At 47.0% G+C, this 21,866-nt stretch carries 14 protein-coding genes; 7 read left to right on the plus strand and 7 right to left on the minus strand.

All coding sequences use genetic code 11. The features are described from left to right. Positions 1–54 precede the first annotated feature (54 nt). Entirely contained in the window at positions 55–1,089 is a 1,035-nt protein-coding gene (locus S7335_RS26100; protein WP_198011379.1) for a YbaY family lipoprotein, read from the minus strand. A gap of 323 nt (positions 1,090–1,412) precedes the next feature. Between S7335_RS26100 and S7335_RS15555 the strand changes: the two genes are divergently transcribed. Beyond that, the gene (locus S7335_RS15555) at positions 1,413–2,843 is read left to right on the plus strand and encodes a circularly permuted type 2 ATP-grasp protein (RefSeq protein ID WP_006454976.1); all 1,431 of its coding nucleotides are present in this window, start codon (positions 1,413–1,415) and stop codon (positions 2,841–2,843) included. 45 nt (positions 2,844–2,888) lie between these two features. On the opposite strand, the gene S7335_RS15560 is transcribed toward S7335_RS15555, so the two are convergent. From S7335_RS15560 to S7335_RS15580, 5 genes are all read right to left on the minus strand, one after another. After that, positions 2,889–3,389 carry a YcxB family protein gene (locus S7335_RS15560; protein WP_006455634.1) on the minus strand — a complete coding sequence of 167 codons (501 nt, stop codon included), beginning with the start codon at positions 3,387–3,389 and terminating at the stop codon, positions 2,889–2,891. A gap of 57 nt (positions 3,390–3,446) precedes the next feature. Beyond that, positions 3,447–3,818 (minus strand): response regulator, encoded by a 372-nt coding sequence (locus S7335_RS15565; protein ID WP_006454392.1) that lies wholly within the window; start codon positions 3,816–3,818, stop codon positions 3,447–3,449. A gap of 75 nt (positions 3,819–3,893) precedes the next feature. Continuing rightward, positions 3,894–6,278 (minus strand): response regulator, encoded by a 2,385-nt coding sequence (locus S7335_RS26105; RefSeq protein ID WP_050765906.1) that lies wholly within the window; start codon positions 6,276–6,278, stop codon positions 3,894–3,896. 12 nt (positions 6,279–6,290) lie between these two features. Further along, the gene (locus S7335_RS15575; RefSeq protein WP_006457170.1) at positions 6,291–8,594 is read right to left on the minus strand and encodes an FdhF/YdeP family oxidoreductase; all 2,304 of its coding nucleotides are present in this window, start codon (positions 8,592–8,594) and stop codon (positions 6,291–6,293) included. 1,188 nt (positions 8,595–9,782) lie between these two features. After that, positions 9,783–11,039, minus strand: a complete 1,257-nt coding sequence (locus S7335_RS15580) for a HEAT repeat domain-containing protein (RefSeq protein WP_198011380.1) — start codon at positions 11,037–11,039, stop codon at positions 9,783–9,785. A gap of 817 nt (positions 11,040–11,856) precedes the next feature. On the opposite strand from S7335_RS15580, the gene S7335_RS15585 reads away from it, so the two are divergent. The 5 genes from S7335_RS15585 (at position 11,857) to S7335_RS15605 (ending at position 18,876) form a co-directional block, all read left to right on the plus strand. After that, positions 11,857–13,425: a ferredoxin--nitrite reductase gene (locus tag S7335_RS15585; RefSeq protein ID WP_006457363.1), complete on the plus strand. Its 1,569-nt coding sequence runs from the start codon at positions 11,857–11,859 to the stop codon at positions 13,423–13,425. Between the two features lie 243 nt (positions 13,426–13,668). Next, complete coding sequence (locus tag S7335_RS15590) at positions 13,669–15,288, plus strand: MFS transporter (RefSeq protein ID WP_006457223.1); 1,620 nt, start codon at positions 13,669–13,671, stop codon at positions 15,286–15,288. A 283-nt stretch (positions 15,289–15,571) separates the two neighbouring features. Further along, positions 15,572–17,857, plus strand: a complete 2,286-nt coding sequence (locus S7335_RS15595; protein WP_006457536.1) for a molybdopterin oxidoreductase family protein — start codon at positions 15,572–15,574, stop codon at positions 17,855–17,857. Positions 17,858–17,983: 126 nt separating this feature from the next. Beyond that, a complete protein-coding gene (locus tag S7335_RS15600; protein ID WP_050765907.1) occupies positions 17,984–18,415 on the plus strand; it encodes a phosphate-starvation-inducible PsiE family protein in 432 nt (143 codons plus the stop codon). Between the two features lie 65 nt (positions 18,416–18,480). Continuing rightward, positions 18,481–18,876, plus strand: a complete 396-nt coding sequence (locus S7335_RS15605) for a hypothetical protein (RefSeq protein WP_038016355.1) — start codon at positions 18,481–18,483, stop codon at positions 18,874–18,876. A 115-nt stretch (positions 18,877–18,991) separates the two neighbouring features. On the opposite strand, the gene S7335_RS15610 is transcribed toward S7335_RS15605, so the two are convergent. Further along, on the minus strand, positions 18,992–20,098 hold the full coding sequence (locus S7335_RS15610) for a Gfo/Idh/MocA family protein (protein ID WP_006454581.1): 1,107 nt from the start codon (positions 20,096–20,098) through the stop codon (positions 18,992–18,994). 192 nt (positions 20,099–20,290) lie between these two features. Here S7335_RS15610 and S7335_RS15615 point away from each other — a divergent pair, with 192 nt between their 5' ends. After that, a complete protein-coding gene (locus S7335_RS15615; RefSeq protein WP_006453652.1) occupies positions 20,291–21,832 on the plus strand; it encodes an NAD(P)/FAD-dependent oxidoreductase in 1,542 nt (513 codons plus the stop codon). Positions 21,833–21,866 lie beyond the last annotated feature (34 nt).

Raw genomic sequence — 21,866 nt, forward strand, 5'->3', positions numbered from 1 at the left:
CGTGAGAAGAAAATCTACTCACTCAGTCTACCTACTCTAGAACTATTTTATGGCTCAGACTGCTGGAGAGAACCGCATGGTACCGGTATCATACTTGATATCAATAAATAGATCACCCTCTTGAAAGAAGTAGATAACACCCCCTTGCAGGGCTTGAAGGTATCTTTGATCGATTGATTCTGGCGGACAAATTGCTAGCGTACTGGCTCCTAGCTCGATAGACAGGCTGCTGCCTTCGGTAGTAAAACGTCCCTTCACTTGATTGCAATCGGCACGAATAGCAACCTGTCCGTCTTCCAGAAACTCAAGTGTATAGTTGCTAGGCGAAGTGGTTTCTAAAAGTTCGTCGTTATTATAAGAAATCTGCTGTAGCTGCCATACCGTTCCTATCAATGTACCTTCTTCAGAAACTACCTCCGTGCTATCAACTTGCTCAACTTGCACGGCAACTTCGGTAGGATTGCCATTGGTAATTACTGGAAGATCGGACGTAGTGGCAAACTGTAGAGTGTTGTCTACTGTGATCTTAGCGCTAAGTCCATAGGAGAGCGAGGGGTCAATTTGTTCTAGATCGTAGGGTAGCTCAAAGGAGAAAGGAACCTGCCGTCCACCAGAAAGAATTTGTGTAGAGGCGAGGCTGCTGACTGGCTCATTTGGCTGGCCGATCTCTACTAAGCTGACCTCTACAACAGCATCTGGCGGTAGAGCAATGCGAGGCAGGTATGAAACTGTACCTGTAACGGTTTCTCCCTTCTGTTGAGGTTGGCCATTGATGGTGATAATCTGTTCGCCTGACTGGGCGATCGCAATTTCTACTGTAAGTTCTCCGGCATAGCGATACGTGGTGCCAGATGCCGTAGATTCAGCCGTAGCTGGAACGCCACGTAGCTCTGTGATGCCGGTTTGCTTGTTGTATAGATTGAGGCGAGGCTGTCCGTCTAGAGTGTACACTCGCACTGCAATATCAGGAGTCTGAGAGAAGACTAATGTACCTTCTGGTAGTGTGCCTTCAGGTAGATTCGTTACCTCATCTTCAGCTTCTGGAGTTTGTGCTAGCTGACTGATACGAACACGTTTTGAGCTAGACAAAGGGGTTATGGCGGAGGTTAATTCTGGCTGTGCGGTTGATCTTGCGATCGCCTCAAACGGAACCGATCCACACACAGCTACTATTGCTAAACCTGATCCAATCGCTTGAGAAAAGAGTCTTATATTCATCTTATATTCATAATTGAATGCTACCTTTTCGCTCTTAGTTAGTGCTTATGAGATTAGTGCTTATGAACTCGCCAGACAGACACTGATAAAGACAACGCTTGCTGTCAGTTAATACGACCACAATACAGAAATAGTCAGCCATTGAGCGCTATGCTAACTTGTCACTATTTTACACTACCTAGTGTCTTCTCGAAATGAACTTCGATACCTACGACCCTCAAGATCTTTATGACGAATACTTTGTTGCAGCAGGGAAACTTCGCCCAGATTTAGCGCCTATCTTGGAGTGGTTTCAATCGCTGCCATCTCAGAATATGAGCCAAATAAAGGCCAAGCTAGAAGCTGTTCTTGAAGAGTTAGGGGCAACTTTTAGCCTTGATGACGAAGAGCGGGTACTGCCTTTCGATCCTGTACCCCGAGTCATTACTGCTGAGGAGTGGCAACGTTTGACTGCTGGTCTAACGCAGCGCGTCACGGCGCTGAATATGTTTTGTGCCGATGTGTATGGCGATCAGCGCATTATCCATGAGGGTGTGATTCCTCGCGACGTAATTGAGTCAGCTCTACGGTTTCGGCCTGAGTGTATGGGAATGAAGCCGCCTCAAGGTATCTGGTGTCATATCAGCGGCATCGATTTAGTTCGCAATAGTGACGGCAACTGGTATGTACTAGAAGATAATTTGCGCGTTCCTTCTGGTATTGCCTATGTGCTAAAAAATCGTCTGGCGATGGAGCGAGTGCTGCCAGAGCTGATGGCAGCGTTTGATCCTAGGCCGGTAGCAGACTACGCTCAACAACTTAGATCGGTGATGGATCTGATGACGTCTGATTCTCATAGTCCTGAATTCAATAGTCATATGGCTGTGTTGACGCCTGGCGCTCATAGCTCTGCCTACTTTGAGCATCAGCTTCTAGCCGAGCAGATGGGTATTGCGTTGATTGTCCCAGACGATGTGACTATGTCAGAGGGATATCTTTGCTATCGCACTGATAAGGGTTCTCAGCGGTTGGATGCAATATATCGGCGAGGTGATACTGAAATGTTTGCCGACCTGGATTTAGGAGAGGACTATCCCGATAGTACGGCTACCTTAATAGATCTGTGTCGGCAAGGGAAGCTGGCGATCGCAAATGCGATCGGTGCTGGTATCGGCGACGACAAGGTGATCTATGCCTATGTGCCAGAGATGATTCGCTTTTACCTAGATGAGGAGCCGCTGCTGCCAAACGTGCCGACCTATCTATGCTGGCGAGAGAGCGATCGCGACTATGTATTAGACCATCTAGAAGAACTGGTGGTAAAAGCAGCCAGCGCTGAAGGCGGAGATGACATGCTAGTCGGCATCAATTCCACCGCTGAAGAACGGCAGGCCTTTGCTCAAAAGATTCGTGATAAGCCCAGAGAATATATGGCACAGCCAACAATATATCTCTCACAAATCCCGACGGTAGTAGAGGGCGGCATTGAGGGTCGGCACACGGATTTGCGCCCCTATGTACTGCATAAAGACGACGAGATTTATGTGCATCCAGGTGGACTGACGCGAGTAGCCCTAGAAAAAGGCAAGCTAGTCGTGAACTCATCGCAAGGTGGTGGCGCTAAAGATACCTGGGTACTGAAGTAGTGCTAGCCTAAATCGCTGAGCGAGTGAGTTGGGGGATTATCTCGGCTACTGTATCTGCTTCGAGATACGTCTTTTTAGCAGCTCGAAGAGTCTGTCATCGTCTTGTCTCTGCAAGGCGCGGCGGGGAATGACGCTGAGATCGCGTTCTCCATGATATAGCAGGTAGAATTCCTGATCGCGCTGCCATGAGTGATAAAACGACCACTTTACTTCTGAGTCAATTTCATCTGTTTGAAACCTGATGGCGTCTTCTCGAAAGCGCAAACGATACTCTGACTTTAGCTTTGGCTGCGAGCGGTAGATGATTTGAGGTAACAGCAGCAGTGAGTAGAGAGTGAGGGCTAGAAGGCAGACGCTTAGAACAATGAGCAGCCACGCAAAAAACGGGATGCCAACCGATTGCAACAGATAGATCCCAACAGCGAACATAAAAACGCTAACTGCACCGTCGCGCCAGAGGTTAAGCTTGGTTTTGTAGTAGCGCCGAATAGCACGGATATATTCACTCCTCCTGATTGTAAAAATGACATCAACAAAATCTGCCAAGACAGACTGACCTCATGGTTTTCTAGGGTGAATGGGTATTCAATCTACTCAGTTTGCCTACCAGCCGACAGTCTGAGCAATTGTTTGAGCGAGTACCTCATACTTGAAAGGTTTGGTAATTATGCCATCAACCCCTAAAGCCATAAATTCTTTTTGGTCGCTAACGTCTGTGTTGCCTGTCAGTAGGAGCACGGGAATAGTGCGAGTTGACTCACGGTCCTGAAGCTTCTTGTAGACAGCAATCCCGTCTTCTTCTGGCATGACAACATCAATCAAAATTAGATCGAGTGGCTTAGACTGGGCAATCGAAATGCCTTCTTTTCCAGAAGCGGCCGTCCATACAGTCCAGTCCGTCTTACTTTCCAAAGAAAGTTGAATAACCTCCCGTATTCCTTCATCGTCATCGACGACTAATACTCGCTTCGCCATTTTGCTATCCTATTGCCGCTATGCGATCACTGCCATTCTATTACCAGCAATCAAATCGCCGGGTTTAATTACTGTTTAACGACCAAAGATGCAGATCTGGTTGCGTCCGGCTGCTTTAGCACGGTATAGAGCCTGGTCAGCGCGACGGTAGAGCATTTCAACTGTTTCTCCATCCGCAGGCGCAGTCACCATTCCACCACTGAGACTAACTTGAAACTCTAGTAGCAGATCTGATTGGTAGAAAGCGGATGACTTTGCTTGAAAAATATGCTGACCAAAACTCTCGCGCAGCGTATTCAACCGCTGCAGCGATCGTTCCTTGGAGACATTATATAAACCCACCACGAATTCTTCACCGCCCCAGCGAGCAACCACATCTTCACCTCGAAAGGAGTTGCGCAAATACTCTGCGAATACCTTTAACACCTGATCGCCGACATCATGACCATAGCGATCGTTGATTTGTTTGAAATGGTCCAAATCTAAAAGCGCCATACATAGCGGAACACCTTGACGAACCGATAGTCTAAGCAAACGTTCCAGCGTCTCTGCCGACTGACGACGACGGCTCAGTCCCGTGAGGCTGTCAATTTCTGCTAGCTTCCTCAAGAGCCGCTGCCGCTCTAACCGATTCAAGATACGTCCAATCAACTCATGGTCAACCACTGGCTTGCTAATATAATCATCAGCTCCTGCCTCGAACACTTCTCTCACAATTTCAGGAGCTGTGTGGGCTGACAAGAATAAAATTGGAATTTGTGCAGTTCTTGGATCGCTGCGAATTACCTGACAAAGCTCTAGTCCATTGAACTGTGGCATCTCAAGATCTAGTATCAATAGATCAGGCAAAGTCTTCTCTAATGCTTGCCAAAGCTGAGTCGGCTCAGATAGAAGCGTTAATTGAAATCCCCACGGACCCAGTAAACTTTGCAAGTGGAGCAATGTTTCAGGATTGTCATCTAAAGCCACAATCCGAACGTCCGTAGAGGCCCGCTTGGTAACCGTATAAGCGACAGTTTCTAGTATCTGAGCTACGTCCATAGGTTTGTGCAAGAAGGTACACCCACCAGAGCGCACTACGTTAACCCGCGCGGTTAAAGAGTCTTGTTCACTGATAACTAGAATTGGCAAAGAGGGATACTCACTCGTGAGTTCGGCTAAGAATGCAATTCCCTCACCCCAGCTTGGAGCACAACTTGGATCAAAAGTAACTACGTTAGGTAGCTGCTGAGCCAATCGCCGCCGGGCTTCAGTAAGTGAATGGGCTACTTGAGGATAAAGGCCTGAAATTGAAGCTTGGTGAAGCAACGACTCAGTCATGTGTTGATCGCTATCAATAATCAGCCAGTCGTAAACGACAGAAGATTGATGTCCTGATTGATGTCCTAACGTAGGAGAATATAAAGCATCCAAGACTGTACCCGTAGCTGATTTAGTGACTGATGCGTTGTTGCTCTCTAGACGGGGATAAGTTACGAAAGTGGCAGGCGTTAGATTGTCTGCAAAAGCACTAGTACTAGACTCAAGAGAACTAGAGTCAAAAGAAGAGTTGGATATAGAAGCGTCAGGTTCAAAGCGCACCAAAGAGTGCTCTAGTGAGTCAATTAGCCTCTCCAACTGTTCGATTTGTCTCGTGGTTAGGGAGGAAGTCATACTCAAATAGATTTCAATTTGGCTGGCTATCTGCGAGGCCTGATTCAACCCAAAACTACCCAGCGTGCCCTTTAAAGTATGAGCAGCAGCTTGCGATCGCCTAAGCACTGCATTCTTTTTAGTGTCGTTATCCGTTGCTTTTGTATCTACCGCTTTATGCCGCTTAGCTAAATGCGTTGAATCTTGAGCCTGCAAGAAGGGAATTACCTCATTCAAGCTAACTGCTAGCTCTAGATACTTTAGACAGTGCTGATTCCAGGTAGCGCTTAGTGGATCTAACGACTGTGTGTGCGAACCTTTAGAATCTAGAGGTTTCGGTGCCACCCCTAAGTTTCTTTCTAAAGTATTTGTTGTCTTAGCAGACATGGAAGCTGCATAGCTCACTGAGTCTAGACGGACATTCGACCAAGCTAATAAAGGTGAAGTGTGAGGCTGTTTGTGATGGAGTAACGAGCGCACCTTTATTAGCAGCTGATCTAAATCCAACGGCTTAGTTAAATAGCTGTCAGCGCCACCTTTTACACCGATTATTTTCTTAGCTACGGCTTCTTCTACACTCAAGAGTAAAATTAAAATGTCGCGGCTTTGGCTCCGAAGCCGTCGACAAAAATCGATACTCTTCAGTTCGGATAAGGACAAACCCAGCAGTACTAAGTCATAGTTGCTTCGCCTAGCTAGGCCTAATACAGACACTTCGTCAGAGGCAATATCTACCTGATAATGGTCCATCACAAGCGCACGCTCTATACGCTTGGACAAAGCACCGTCGGTTTCAACTATCAGAATTTTCGTTGTAGGTACTATCATAGAGCTTCCAAACTACTCATGCACTAATATCGGCACTCGCTTAAAAGCAGGTGTATGAGATTTAGGGTCAATCTCTGCTTTCATCAAAACATTGGCTTCGGGATAGAACATCAAGGCCGCACCGGGTCGAATCGCACCGCTAATGATTTCGATGTCGCTAAGCGTGCCAGCACTACCTTGAATGGTGACGCGCTGATGATTCAAAAATCCACCCGCTTTAATATCTTTTGGATTCATGAGGATACACTGCCGATGAGGTATACCTCTATACTTATCACCAGGCCCATAGACAATAGTATTATGCTGTCGATAGCTACGAGCAGTAATGAGGGTGAGTTGCGTTCCTGGCTGACTACCAAGTTCACTGTCCACCGATAGGCTCAGATCTGGTAACGGCGTCAGCGGCATTTTGGCCTTGCCAGAGTCGGTTTTGAACCTAGGTGTCGTGAAGATTCGCCCAGCAATGGTAAATTCTGCCTTGGTCTTGTCAATCTCTCCTATCTTTTTGTAGCCAGGGATGGTTTTAGCAATTAACTCGCGCACGTAGCGGGTATCTTGCAGCTTGCGCCAATCAATTGGGGAATTGCCATGAATGCGGTGAGCTAGCTCGGTGAGCAGATGAACTTCTGATACTAGGTCTGCAGTGTTTAGATGACTTTTACCTTCGTCGTTGAGGCGGACAAAGTTATTACCCGACTCAACAGTGGTTTTGTGAGGATTCTCGAATCGGTTGAAGACAGGAAGAATCAGCGTTTGCTTTTGACCTAATCCGTGAAAGTGACCTAGGTTTGGTTTGGTGGCGACATAGATGATTGTGTCTATCTTGCTAAGAGCGCGCTCAGCCTGGGTTAAATCTGGATTGGCTGCATAGAGATTGCCTCCTAGGCAAAATAGGGTATCTACTTGCTCCTGGTCAGCAGCTTCGATCAAGGCGCGAGCATGATAGCCCGGTTCGCGTTTGAGAGAGCGTCCGGTAATCTTCTCTAAAGCTTCTCTAAGGGCGGGTTTAATATCGTTTTTGACGCCCATCGAGCCGAAGCCCTGCACATTCGAATGTCCGCGAATAGGCATCACGCCCGCACCCATTTTACCGATATTGCCAGTGAGTAAGGCGGTATTAGCGATGCTGCAGACGTTATCAGTGCCATTCGCTTGATGAGTAATCCCCATTGCCCAGGCAAAGACAACTTTCCTAGCCTGAGCGATCAGTGTAGCTGCCGCCTCTATATCTGCTTTAGGAATGCCACAGATCTCGGTGAGCGTCTCCCAGTTAGCCCGTTGAGCTTGCGCTATCACGGCTTCCCAACCTTCTGTATGAGCTTTTAAAAAGTCCCTGTCGATTAGATCTCTTTCGATTAAGGATTTTTGGATGCCAACGAACAGCGCCAGATCGGAGCCGGGAACAGGCTGTAAGAATAAATTCGCGATATCTGAGCCAGGGACCAGGGACTTGACCGGGAAAGAAGGTGAGCCGTATTTGACCAGGCCAACCTCACGGATAGGGTTAACCACTAAGATAGTGCCACCGCGATCGCGCACCTTGATCAACTCATTCATCAGCCGAGGATGGTTCGCTGGCGCATTCGACCCTACTAACACCACACAATCAGTTTGCTTTAGACTCTCTAAGCTGACCGTAGAAGTCCCAGAGCCGAACATACTGCTAAGACCTGTGGTCGAAGGTCGATGGCATAGATCAGAGCAGTCAGCTAAATTGTTTGAGCCTAATAACCGCATCATTAGCTGTAGTATGTAGGCTGCTTCGTTAGACGAGCGCCCAGAACTATACGCAGCGACTCGAGTCGGCGGCTGACAAAACGCTTCTGCCATCAGTTCATAAGCTTTCTTCCAGGTGATGCGCTGGTAGTGAGACTCACCGGCGGTCAGCATGACAGGAAAACTTAGCCGTCCTAGCCGATCGGCCTCCATTGAGCTGAGTGTCCGTAGATGATCGATGCAGTGTGTTTCAAAAAAGTGAGGCGCTACAGGCGGTTGAAGCTCAGCGATAATCGACTCCATGCTCTTCATGCAACGCTGCACTTTCTCACCAGCCTCGTTTGTAAAGCCGCCCTTTTGCCCTCCCGTCCCCCAAGCACAGGACAAACACGCACTCTTATGAAACAACGTTTTCCATACAGGTAGACCTTTAGAAGAAAGCGTATTTTTAGCCCAGTATTCTATAACGGGTAACCCGCCACCAATTTCCTTGCCCGAATGCTTCTCTAGCTGCCCTTCGGCTGGCTGTTCCGATAGAGAAATCTCCATGCTCCCCGTCTCGGTTGTTGGGCCGGCTGTCGATGAGGAGAAATCTTCCATGAGAGTTACTAGGCGAGCTGTTTTCGAAGGTCTAAGTTAGCTAAGCGGATGGATCGTAATTGTTTGGCTACTGACAAAAACTAAAAGCGAAACAGTTATTTCTCCTTCCTGTAGAGCACCATTCTAGCTATTAAAACGTAATTGAGTTACCCTCACTGAATATCTGTTTGTATTGAAGTATAAAAGACAACTAGTTACGAGATTTAACCAGCGACTAATTCATAGAACAGTATCACAAGAGTTTTTGTCCGTAGATTAGTATTTATCTATTGTGTCTATTGATTCTATTGTGTCTTCTATATAGCAAAGCGTGGATGTATACTCTTCGAAAAGGCAGAGCCTACGCACTTTGCTATGGCACTCTGCGCTATAAGAAAAGGGGTGTAGCCTTCCTAAGTGTAGTGGAGCAAAGTGCGGAAGGCTCATATGTTAGGTTAGTCATTCAGTCAATGTGATCTGAGCCGTTTCTAGCATTGTTTAGTCACTAGACCACTTTTAGCGAACAAAGAAATTTTCCCAGAAAGATACATCAAAGTGGAATACAAGGGAATGTCAGACTGCTAATCCTATAGTCTATTTGAATAAACTAACTCGAAAGAATGAATTCAAAGTAACAGATTAGAAGATTCTGTTGGCAACAGTACTGACCACAACGCAGTTCTTCATCTTGAGAAAGTGTTACTGTTTCTTCAAATGAGTCATAGATACATAGGTATGTTTCTTAATCCTATATCAGTATCTTTTACATGATGAAAGTCTCTTCCTCAAAAAATAAGAGGCTTTCACTTTGATTTCATCATTAATTGCCAAATCCAGTCACTTTGATGATTTTAATATACAAGACAGTCTTTTTGTCATCTACCTTTTCAAATTTTTCTAAGAACCAGTAGGTTAGAGAGATTCTAAAAAGTGAAGAAAATAAATCTACTTCGAACAATATCGAGTGCAGTCACAGAGCTATTGTTCTTACGATGAGCTATAGCATAAGTAGAAGAGTACTTTGACCCTTTTGATAGTACTTCTAAATCTATAGGAGAGTTTTTCCGCTGCTCTTGTATTCGCGACGAACCAAAGCTAGAGATGGGTAAGAACGAGAGAGTTATTCTCATTCTAATGTCTTATTCCTTAGCCGTTTACGTAGATATTTAGAGGTCAGTAAGTTTGGAGCTCAGTTGTTTTATCTATGGACTACCAGTTATTCAAGCATTCTCGGACTGCGTTCCTCACCTTAATCGGGTTTTTCTCGTCTAGCAGATAGTACCGGAGCCGAGATTCAGCTTCTTCGTAGTCAATCTGCTGAAGGGCGCTGTGCGCATGTATTCGAATTCGTGAGTCTGAATCTGCTAATAGAGGAATCAGCACGGTAATTGCATCTGTTTGGCCTAACCTAGCTAAGGCTGATACAACAGACTGCTTTAGATTTGGTGAATTATCGGTAGAAACGTCAGGAAAAGGATTAGCAAGAAAATTATCAGCCGATTGTACAGATCTTCCAAGCCAAGCAATTAATGGTTTTGCAGCGTAAGGCCTGAGACTATGCTGATGAGTTTGACTTAACGCTCTCGCAATTTCTGGCTTGATAGTAGGCATAATCATCGGCGCGCTCTGCTCAAAGGCGATCGCTAGCGACCGGATAGCATTCTCTGTATCTATCCAGCCTAAAGCGCGGACAATTGCCGCTTTGACCGAGGTAGCTACGGGCTGAACTAGGGCTTGACCAAGAGCAACCACAGCGTCTTCGGTCCCTAATCTACCTAAAGCGATCGCACTTTCTGCGGCGATTTGAGAGTGATCGTGTCGCAAACATTGCTGCAGGGGGTCTACTAAATTGATGTTCGATAGCAAATCGCTACGTCGCCCGAGCGTACGAATAGCCTCTATACATATAGCGACGTCGGCATCAGTCTCAGCCTCTAACGCGGCTAGCAAAACAGGTGTGATTCGTGGGTCGTGGAAGCTACCAAGCGCTTCAATAGCCACTGCCCGAATCTCTGCATTGTCGTCTTTAACAACACTAAGCAAAGGCTCTATCGTCGCGCTGCGGCGAATATGTGCGAGCACTTTGACAGCTACGATTCGCCGTTCTATAGGCTGGTCAAGGCTAAGCAGGTCGCTGACCGTATCAATGGCGCTATTGCCAATACGGATGAGTGCGTTGCGCACCTCTATTTTAAGATCTTCATTTTGAGTGGTTGCTAATAGGTGCGCGATCGCCTCGATCCCTTCAATCTGGTCAAACTGACTGAGAACGCGAACTAAGAACCATTGGGTATGAAGATCGCTGGCTGTTCGCAGGCGATTGACTAAGTAGGGGACCGGATGATCGCCCCACTGTGCTATCTGCCGAGATAGTTGCTTAGCATCTTGCCACTGGCTATGAAAATCGTTTTCTTCGAGCGAGGCGATCGCCTGATCAATCACTTCTGCCATAGATTTTTCAGACATAGGCAAACTTGCGGATGCAGTATTTTCTGTAGAAGAAACTGATTTTGAAGGAACCGAGTTCATAGGCAATATTGCTAAGTACGCTTTTTAATCATCAATACTAGAACAGCAACTTTCGTAGGAAAGATAATTCCTCCGATCACAGCTGCCACTACCTTGCCTAGCTAGCGACTAACCAAACTAGTGATAGCTGCTGCCTATGCATGAACGCTCAAAAATAACCGTCTGCAATCAACTACTTATTTCATACCTACTTTTCTTGCAGGAAGGGAGCAGATGGAAAGTTACAACATCAGGCTTCATCCAATATCAATCCTAAGCATGCCTAAGATTGCGCGCCTGCGGCGCAGACGAGAGCACAAAACGCATATGTACCATGCATATAATGCAAACAAGGTCTGCCTACGGACATAAACAGTAGTAGATAATACAAAACAGGACAGTGAATTTCCATATCTTAGTTTCAACTCAATAGATAACGAGTTAGACAAACCCTAAAACGGTTCCTTATAAGCGTGGTAGGTAGGCATAGTAGTTGCTAATAGTGATTGGTATGCCTACCACTTTCTTAGTTGTCTTACCTTCGTTTTTGTTGTGTAAAAGCGCTTCTCTTCTATTGTATGTGTCACAGGATTTTATAGGTTTTGGAGATGCTATAGGTTTTGAGAGGCTAATTTTGTAGGTTGAAGATAGCTTCCGTGTAGAGTACTTGTTGGCCAGATAGTATTAGCAACATCCTTTGTTTTTGGAAAAGAGTTCTGTAGATAAAGGGTTTGACAATAGATTTCAACACTAGATTGTTAGCATTTGGATAGGCATGGTTACATCACCAAGCGTTTTAAAATCGAAAAGAGAAGAAGAGAAAAAGAATAAGTTTGAAAAGTATAAGGCCGAAAAAGATGGTCTAGCCGTCAAGGATGAGCTAGATAAGTTCGCTGAGATGGGTTGGGAAGCAATCGATAAAACCGACTTAACTGGCAGACTAAAGTGGCTAGGCGTTTTCTATCGTGAGGTTACTCCCGGTAAGTTTATGCTGAGAATGCGGATGCCTCATGGCATTCTTTCTAGCCACAAAATGCGCTTGCTAGCTGAGATTGTCGAGCGCTACGGCGATGATGGCTGCGCTGACATTACCACCCGCCAAAACCTACAGCTACGCGGTGTTCGCCTAGAAGATATTCCAGATATCTTTAGGCGCTTCGAGCAAGCGGGTTTAACTTCAATACAGTCGGGCATGGACAATGTTCGCAATATCACTGGCTCGCCAGTTGCAGGTATTGCTGCTAACGAACTGGTTGACACCCAGGGATTAGTGATCAAAGTACAAGATATGATCACTAATAACAGTGAAGGAAACTATGATTTCACCAATCTGCCTCGTAAGTTCAATATCGCTATCGAAGGCAGTCGTGAAGACTCTATCCACTCCGAGATCAACGATATTGCTTTTATCCCAGCCTTCAAAGATGGTGATGAAAGCAGTGAACTAGGGTTCAACGTTTTAGTTGGCGGATTCTTCTCCGCGCGCCGTTGTGAATCGGCTATTGCGCTCGACGCCTGGGTGCCGGTTGATGATACGGTGGTTGAAATTTGCCGCGCTATTCTAACGGTGTTTAGAGATAAAGGCTCTCGCGGCAACCGTCAGCAGACTAGGTTAATGTGGCTAATCGAAGAGATGGGCCTAGACGCTTTTCGCGCTGCTGTGGAAGAAGAAATGGGAACAACGCTCCTACCTGCGGCGCCTGAAGATGCCATTACTGAAGAAGGCAAAAGCGATCATCTAGGCGTACACCCTCAAAAGCAACCAGGCTTGAACTACGTTGGATTGCATGTGCCAGTGGGCCACATTTTTGCTGATGACATGTTTGAACTAGCCCGTCTAGCTGAAGTCTATGGCAATGGAGAGATTCGTCTAACCGTCGAGCAAAACGCCATCATTCCAAATATTCCTGATTCGCGTCTAGAAGCATTTTTGCAGGAAGCGCCTGTCAAGAAGTTTTCAATCGATCCTATGCCGCTTTCTAGGGCTTTAGTTTCCTGTACTGGCTCGCGATTTTGTAACTTTGCCATCGTCGAAACTAAGCAGCGGGCACAGGCCTTGACTGAGAAGCTAGATTCGCTGCTAACGGTAGACCAGCCAGTGCGTATGCACTGGACCGGCTGTCCAAATTCTTGCGGACAGCCCCAAGTTGCTGATATCGGCTTCTTGGGAACCAAAGCTCGAAAAGATGGCAAATCTGTAGAAGCTGTAGATATCTACATGGGCGGTAAGGTTGGTAAACACGCTCAGCTGGGCGAGCGGGTAATGAAAGCAGTTCCTTGCGAGGATTTGGAGGCGGTGCTCAGCGATCTACTAAAAGAGAAGTTTGGCGCTGCTGCCAAATAGCAAGCATCACGCTTACAAAGTGAGAACATACGGGTTTTAAAACGCTATAAGCGCACTTTCTACGGTGCCTTTATAGATAGTCGCCTTCCTTTGACGGAAGATCCCGGCCTGGCATCTGATACCAGCTTGTTGGGCCACAAAAAAGAAGCCTGCGGGCGGCAACCCAAAGGCTTCGAACTTATTCGTTTACGATTCGGCATTTTCCGAATCAAAACGTCTTTATATATAGGAGCATAGCGCAAGATGATCGGAGAGTTGTTTACGAAAGCAACTCAGGGCAGGTACAAAATTCTTCACCTGACTTGGTTTGCTTTCTTTTTATCGTTTGTTGTTTGGTTTAATTTCCCGCCCTTCGCAACAACGATTGTTCAAGAGTTTGGCTTAACGCCAGCGCAAGCAGGCACCATTGGTTTGTGTAACGTCGCTTTAACAGTTCCGGCCCGAATCATAATCGGCATGCTGCTTGATAGGTTCGGTCCTCGTGTTACTTACAGTTGCTTACTGATCTACGCGGCAATTCCATGCTTAATTTTTGCAACAGCGACTAGTTTCAACCAGCTAGTGGTTGGTCGTTTGCTGATGGGGATTGTCGGTGCTGGATTTGTGATTGGTATTCGGATGACCGCAGAGTGGTTCCCACCCAAAGAAGTGGGTACGGCTGAGGGTATCTACGGCGGCTGGGGCAACTTTGGCTCTGCTTTCTCTGCCTTCACTATGGTACTTTTTGCCATGGCTTTGAGCTTTCTACCCGGTTCGTTTAACTTCGGTGAACCTCAGCCTTTTGTTGTGTTAGGTATGCGCTTTAGCAGCGAAGTGTTGAACTGGAGAGCTGCGATCGCTGGTTCTGGTATTGTCGCTGCCCTCTACGGTATCTTCTACTATTTCAACGTCACCGATACTCCCCCCGGCAAAGTCTACAAAAGACCTAAAAGTGCTCGTGGTATGGAAGTTACCACAGTACGCGACTTCTGGTTTTTGATGGCGATGAACATCCCTTTGACTGCCATTTTGATGGTATTGGCGTGGCGTTTGACAAAGGTTAACTTCTTGTCAATTCCAGCAATGTATATCGTCTGGCTTTGCCTGCTAGGTCTTTATGCTTTTCAGGCTTACAACTGCTGGAGCGTCAACAAAGATTTGCTAGCTGGCCGCAAACGCTACCCCGCCGAAGATAGATACCGCTTTAAGCAAGTTGCTCTACTAGAGCTAACCTACATCGTTAACTTTGGATCTGAGCTCGCAGTCGTCTCTATTCTGCCTGCCTTCTTTGAAGGGACCTTTGGCCTAGATAAGGCCACTGCAGGTATTATCGCCGCTAGCTACGCCTTCATGAATCTAGTATCACGTCCTGGCGGCGGCATTATCTCCGACTCTGTTGGTAGCCGCAAATGGACAATGACTGTTCTACTAGCAGGGATGGGGGTTGGCTACCTCATCTTTAGCATGGTGGGTAGTGGCTGGTCTTTGACACTTGCTGTCTTGCTGGTAATGGCTTGTTCTTTCTTCGTACAGGCCGCAGAAGGTGCTACCTTCGCACTAGTTCCGCTGGTCAAGCCTCGGATTACAGGTCAGATCGCTGGTAACGTCGGTGCCTACGGTAACGTCGGTGCAGTTGCTTACTTGACTACCTTGCTACTGCTTAAAGAGGCGTTTGTGCCTGCTGGCGATCAAATTGATCCTGCCCTCATAGCAGCGGGTACTGCAAGAGCTAATGCTGCCTTCTTCCAAGTGCTGGGCGTTGCTGGCTTAGTGGTTGCCTTCCTATGTGCTTTCTTCCTAGATGAGCCTAAGAATTCTTTTGCCGATGCTCACGAAGGCGAAGAAGAAACAGTGGTTGCACCTTCTTCCTCGATGCTTAGCTAATAGGGTGATCGAGTCATTAGTAGTTCGGTAGTGCTGGTGACTTGAGAAGGGTGTTCTTCATAGTACAAAGCAGCCTTTTTATCAGCTATCCGTATACAAAGGGGGAGCGCTAAAGCAGTCGTTCCCCTTTTGCCTATAGACATATTCGACAATAGTGATAGTTTCTGCTTCTAGTACGCAATTTTCTATACACAATCTACAAATACGCTGACTATGTATCGATCTTATCTGATAGCAGTAATGACGAAATGCCACGATAAAGAGTCAGGTTAAAGGAGATTAAATGGTGTCCCGGTTTAATAATCCACCCGCTGAAAAGTCCTTATCTACAAAGACACTTTGCCCATATTGCGGTGTTGGTTGCGGACTAGAGGTGTTTCCGCCAGCGCGGCCTGGCCGTAAAATTACGCGCGATAGTCAGGGACGGCCGATCTGGCAGGCAGTAGGGAACAAGGCCCATCCTTCTAGTAAGGGACAAGTCTGTATCAAGGGTGCTTCAATTGGTGAGTCAATTGATCGGGATCGGCTGAAGGCACCAATGATGAGAGATTCGCTCGACCAGCCGCTTCAACCAGTCAGTTGGGACGAGGCATTTAATCGCATTACCCGTGAAATTCAACAATCAATTGCTCAACGCGGTCCTAATTCCATCTGTATGTATGGCTCTGGGCAGTTTCAGACAGAAGACTATTACACAGCCCAAAAGCTACTGAAAGGGTGCATTGGCACTAACAATTTTGACGCTAACTCACGTCTGTGTATGTCTTCAGCGGTGGCTGGCTACACGCAAAGCTTTGGCTCAGATGGTCCGCCCTGTTGCTATGACGATCTAGAAGCAACAGATTGCGCGTTTCTGATTGGAACGAATACCGCCGAGTGCCATCCGATTGTCTTCAATCGGTTAAAAAAGCACCACAAAAAGAATAAAGCAGTCAAGCTAATCGTGGTGGACCCCCGCCGCACCGAGACAGCCAAAGATGCAGATCTCCATCTCGCTATTAAACCAGGGTCTGATATTGCGCTGCTAAACGGTATTGCCTATTTGTTGATTCGTTCAAATCAGCATGACCCTGTTTTTATTGACTATTGCACAGATGGCTTCACCGAGTACGCTCAGGTAGTCTCTCATTATCCGCCCGAACGTGTAGCCGAACTTTGCGGCATTACCGTCGATGAAGTTGAGCTAGTGGCCAAACTGTGGGGAGAGTCGAACAATGTACTCTCTTTATGGTCGATGGGCGTTAATCAATCGACTGAGGGCACTGCTAAAGTGCGTACCATCATCAATTTGCATTTGATGACAGGCAACATTGGCCGAGCAGGCGCGGGTCCGTTTTCTTTGACAGGTCAGCCCAATGCAATGGGTGGACGAGAAGCCGGAGGACTAGCGCATATTTTGCCAGGCTACCGATCGGTAAAGAACGCTGCCCATCGCCGTACGCTGGAAAAAGCTTGGCAGCTGCCAGAAGGTAGTATATCTCCTGAACCTGGGATGGCGGCTTGGGATATGATATTGGGCCTAGAGCGTGAAGAAGTTGGCATATTGTGGATTGCTGCGACAAACCCGGCAGTCAGTATGCCCGATATCAAACGGACGCAGGCGGCTCTATTGAAGTCACCATTTACTGTTTGTCAAGATGCTTACTACCCAACAGAAACAGCTGCTTTTGCCCACATGGTGTTGCCAGCGGCGCAGTGGGGAGAAGCGGATGGGGTGATGACCAATTCTGAACGGGTGGTGACCTTTTGCCCAGCGTTTCGCGATCCGGTGGGTCAAGCAAAGGCGGACTGGGAGATTTTTGCTGAAGTAGGGCGTCGGCTCGGGTTTGCCCAGCAGTTTAATTTTGTCGATGCGGCGGCGGTCTATGATGAGTTTGTCTCGCTAACATCAGATCAGCTATGTGATATGAGCGGGCTTAGCCACGAACGCTTAGCGGCCTCTGGACCGATTCAATGGCCAGCGCCCATTAGCGAAACCGATGAAACCGCAGCCGATAAGTTTGATAAGCGACTGTATACAGACTTCCGCTTTTTGACAGAAAATAGCCGAGCGAAGTTTGCCGCTTTCCATGCAAAAGGCCTAGCAGAGCCCCCGGATGATCAGTTTCCCATGGTACTGACGACAGGTCGGTTGCTAGGCCATTGGCATACACAGACGCGGACGGGCAGAATTGAGAAGATTACGACTAAACATCCGCGTCCGGTACTAGAGATCAATCCTAAAGACGCACAGCGATTACAGGTGCAATCGGGGGATTGGGTTGAGGTGCGATCGCGTCGTAGCTTTGCCAAACTACCCGTCCTTGTCACTCAAAGCATTCGCCGAGGCACTGTATTTATGCCCATGCACTGGGGTTTTCTTTGGGCTAAAGACGCCGAAGTCAATGCGCTTACCCATCCTGCTGCTTGTCCGATCTCGCTTCAGCCTGAACTCAAAGCCTGCGCCGTTCAGCTCGTGCCAATAGCTGCCCCAGCAGAGCAAGCCCCACCCGAAACAGCTATGCAACTACTAGAGATGGTGCAGCCCTCTCAGGCAGCCAAGAAACAAGCTATCAGCGTTGGCCTGTAGTTCCGTTCCTCGTCCGTAGCGGTTCTGTAGGGCTAAAGACTGTAATATGAACCCGTAAGTTTCGGTGGCGGCATCAGTTCAGGGGTGAAAAAATTTACTCGCAACAATCTCAGTGATGAAGGTTTCATGCGAAACGTTGAGCGATTCGAGGGTTGGATTTCCAAGCTGCTCTCAATCGCCATGATCATGGTGATCATCGTGGTCGTCTTTGATCTATTCACATACTTGTTTACATCTCTTGGCACAGAGATGCTAAACCCCGCATCGCGTAATCCCGATACCTTTTTTGGCCGAACCCTGCTAGACATCTTTGGTCTGTTTCTTAGCGTTTTGATTGCGCTAGAAATCCTAGAGAATATTACGGCCTATCTGCGAAAACACGTCGTGCAAGTAGAGCTAGTCATTGTCACTTCTCTAACAGCAGTTGCTCGTAAGATTATCATCTTGGATCTAAAGGAAGTCTCTGGAGTGAGTTTGATTGGACTTGCGATCGCAATTCTGTCTCTTTCTATCAGCTATTTCATTGTCAAAAGCATCCACGCTGATAGATCGTCATGAACTTTTATGAGAGCTAGATACATCTGTTTACAAAAACTGAACTACTATTAATAAATAGTTAAGAAATGGATCAGCCGATGAAGTACACCGCTTCGCAATCAACTAGAAAGACTTCCAAAGAGACTTTGACAAACACTTTACTTAAAGTAGCCGTCATGATGACAGTAGTGTTTGGGTTGGTAATCACTAGCTTCGTAGACGGTGCTATGGCCTACAACATCGACTATGGAATGGACCAAGCCCGGGGTGCGAAAACCATCGAATACTACGGCGAGCCTGTACGCGAGATCGTCGAGCAAACGATGAAAAACAACGTCAATCATCCTGAACCAAAGCCGACGTCCCAGAACTCTTACCAGAGAGAAAGCAAGCTGAATACATTACTACCTGAAAGACGAGGTGAAGCTTTTTCTCTAGATAGATTTCTATCTATGAGAGAAACTAGTAACCCTAACAAGTAAGGGTTCTAGCAGAGACAAAGACCTTAAACTTAGCGAGTAAGAAAGTCACTTGTTAGGATAGCCTTGACACGAGAAACGCCGATAGTCTCGGCGTTTCATCGTTGGTGCAATTATCTTATACAGCAGGCACGTTTAGCTGTTTGCCTGTCTCGTTCGAACGATGGGTCAGATCCATTAATAGCTGTGAATAGATCCCTTCTGGCATCGCTGGAGCTGTCACCTTACCGGCTTCAATGCAACTAACCCAGTGATTGACAACGCGGACAAACGGAGCAATCCGACCATCTGAGTAAACCTTGGGAAAGGCAAGTTGTTCAGGTTCTGGTATCTCCTTTAGCTCTGCGCCTAGCTCACTAGCAAATACTTTGAACCCATTGACATAGTCTTTTTGACTAGGATTGCCCAGTACCAAAGTACCCTTATCGCCATACACTTCAACGAAGTGGCCACGCCCAGCATAGCTCACAGCACTTAAGGTGATTTGGCAAAGTGTTCCATCTGCCAGCGTTAGCGCGATCACACACACATCATCAGAATCGACTGGCTTCATCTCACCCGTTTGAGGATCTGGCCGCTGTGGGATAGACGTGCTCAACGTAGCGCTCAGTTTGCTAGCTGGGCCAAATAGCCAGTTCACATAGTCAAACGTATGTGAACCAATTGAGCCCAGCGCGCCGCCGCCCAACGCTTTTTGCGCGTACCAATTCCATGCCCGCTTTGAACTAGCTCGGCTTGACGCTATCCAGTCAATTTTGATCAGCCGCTTTTTACCAACAATGCCTTGATCTAGTAAATTCGCAAAGTGCTGCCACGCTGGAATGAACCGAAACTCAAAATCAGGAATCGCAATCACTTGATGGTCTACAGCTAGCTGGTGCAGCTGCTTTGCCTCGGTCAAGCTTAAGGTTATTGGCTTCTCCAATAGCAAGTGTTTGCCTGCCTTGAGGATCTCTCTTGCCATATCGTAATGGGCAAACGGCGGCGTTGCTAGGGTCACAGCCTGGACACTTTCTTGCTCCAAAATCTCTTCTAAGCTACTGCTAGCAAAAGGAATATTATGGGCATCAGCGACCTGTTGAGCCTTTGTGCGATCGCCATTCCAGACCGCCACAACCTCTGTTCGGTGATGTGCCTGCAAACCAGGAATATGCACCTTTTGTCCAAATCCTGTGCCGACTACCGCTACACCAATACTGGCTGTCTTGATACTTGACATAGCCATCTACCCTCTTTCTCTACGCGCTTGATAAGAGCATACAGGTATAGCTGCCTAGAGCTGAGTCAAGCAAAAGACTATAAACAATAGGGAGCATAGGTAGATACTTAAGCAATCTGATACTAACTGATACTGAATAAAGCGCTTACCCATCAGTATTACGATCAATGTATAGAACTCAGCACTAAAATTGACTGTATGAATAAAACTGAGCAGCTACTTTCAAAGATCGAAGGCAATCCCTGGAAAGGACTTCAAAGAGCGGGCGAGCTATGGAGCACCTATAAAGCAGGCGATCGCAAGGTTCAATCGGTAGTAACAGAGGCATCTGATGAGCTAGCTCAAGTTGATTATGATGTGGCCATCTGTGGTGGAACCTTAGGAATTCTACTGGCCGCAACGCTGGCTCAGCGAGGATGGCGAGTAGCGCTGATTGAAAGAGGAGCGCTAAGAGGGCGCGATCAAGAGTGGAATATCTCCCGGCGAGAGCTGCAGACGTTCGTGCGGATGGGATTGCTCAATGAAGCTGAACTAGAAACGGCGATCGCCTCCCAATACAATCCAGCTCGAATTGCTTTCAACGGCGGTAAAGATCTTTGGGTAGAAGATGTGCTAAATATTGGCGTAGATCCAATTAGCTTGTTAGAGCAGCTCAAGCAGAAGTTTCTAATAGCAGAGGGCACACTTTTAGAGCACACTGCATTCAAATCTGCCAAAGTACATCCCAACGGAGTGGCTATTCAAACGGATAGCGGGCACGTGAGCGCCAGATTGCTGATAGATGCGATGGGGCACTTTTCACCTATAGTGCAGCAGGCACGAGCAGGTAAAAAACCAGATGCTGTTTGTTTGGTTGTGGGAACTTGTGCAACTGGCTACGAACAGAATGAATCAGGCGATCTTATTGTCTCTTTCACGCCTATTCAAAAGCAGTGTCAGTACTTTTGGGAGGCGTTCCCAGCCCGTGATGGCCGCACAACATACATGTTCACCTATCTAGATGCACATCCAAGCCGCCCAAGTTTAGTAGAGATGTTTGAAGACTATTTTGAGCTATTGCCGCAGTATCAAGATATTTCCTTAGAACAGCTAGACTTTGTCAGAGCCCTATTTGGCTTTTTCCCTTGTTACAAAGACAGTCCACTCCAATACAAATGGAATCGTACCTTACCAGTAGGAGATTCTAGCGGCAGTCAGTCGCCACTGAGCTTTGGTGGCTTCGGAGCAATGGTGCGTCATCTAGAAAGACTTGCCATTGGTATTGATGACGCGCTGCAGGCTAATCTGTTAGAAGCGAAGGCATTAGGCAAGCTGCAGCCATATCAGCCAAACCTATCGGCTACTTGGCTATTTCAAAAGTCTATGAGCGTAGGCGTAGACCAAACGCTACCACCTAATAAGATTAACCAAGTGCTCTCGACTATTTTTGAGGATATGGCTGCACTAGGTGATGAAGTTCTTCTCCCTTTTCTTCAAGATGTGGTTCAGTTTTCACCGCTAGCAAAGACAATGCTAAGAACGTCGACGCGGCATCCATTACTGGTATTGGGCATTCTGCCGCAGGTAGGAATAGCCTCCGTAGCTAGCTGGACGCGGCACTTCATGAATCTAGGACGGTATAATCTGTTGGATAAGATGCAAAGTGCTGTTGATAGTCGAGAAACATCAGATCAAAAGCAATACTATTCTGACCGTTGGAGAGACGCTGTAAAGTATGGATCTGGCAATGACTACGAATAAATAGTTACAGGGCGTTTTGATCTCTGAGGGTTAG

Source organism: Synechococcus sp. PCC 7335 (genome assembly GCF_000155595.1).
In the GTDB taxonomy this organism is placed as follows: Bacteria; Cyanobacteriota; Cyanobacteriia; order Phormidesmidales; family Phormidesmidaceae; genus Phormidesmis.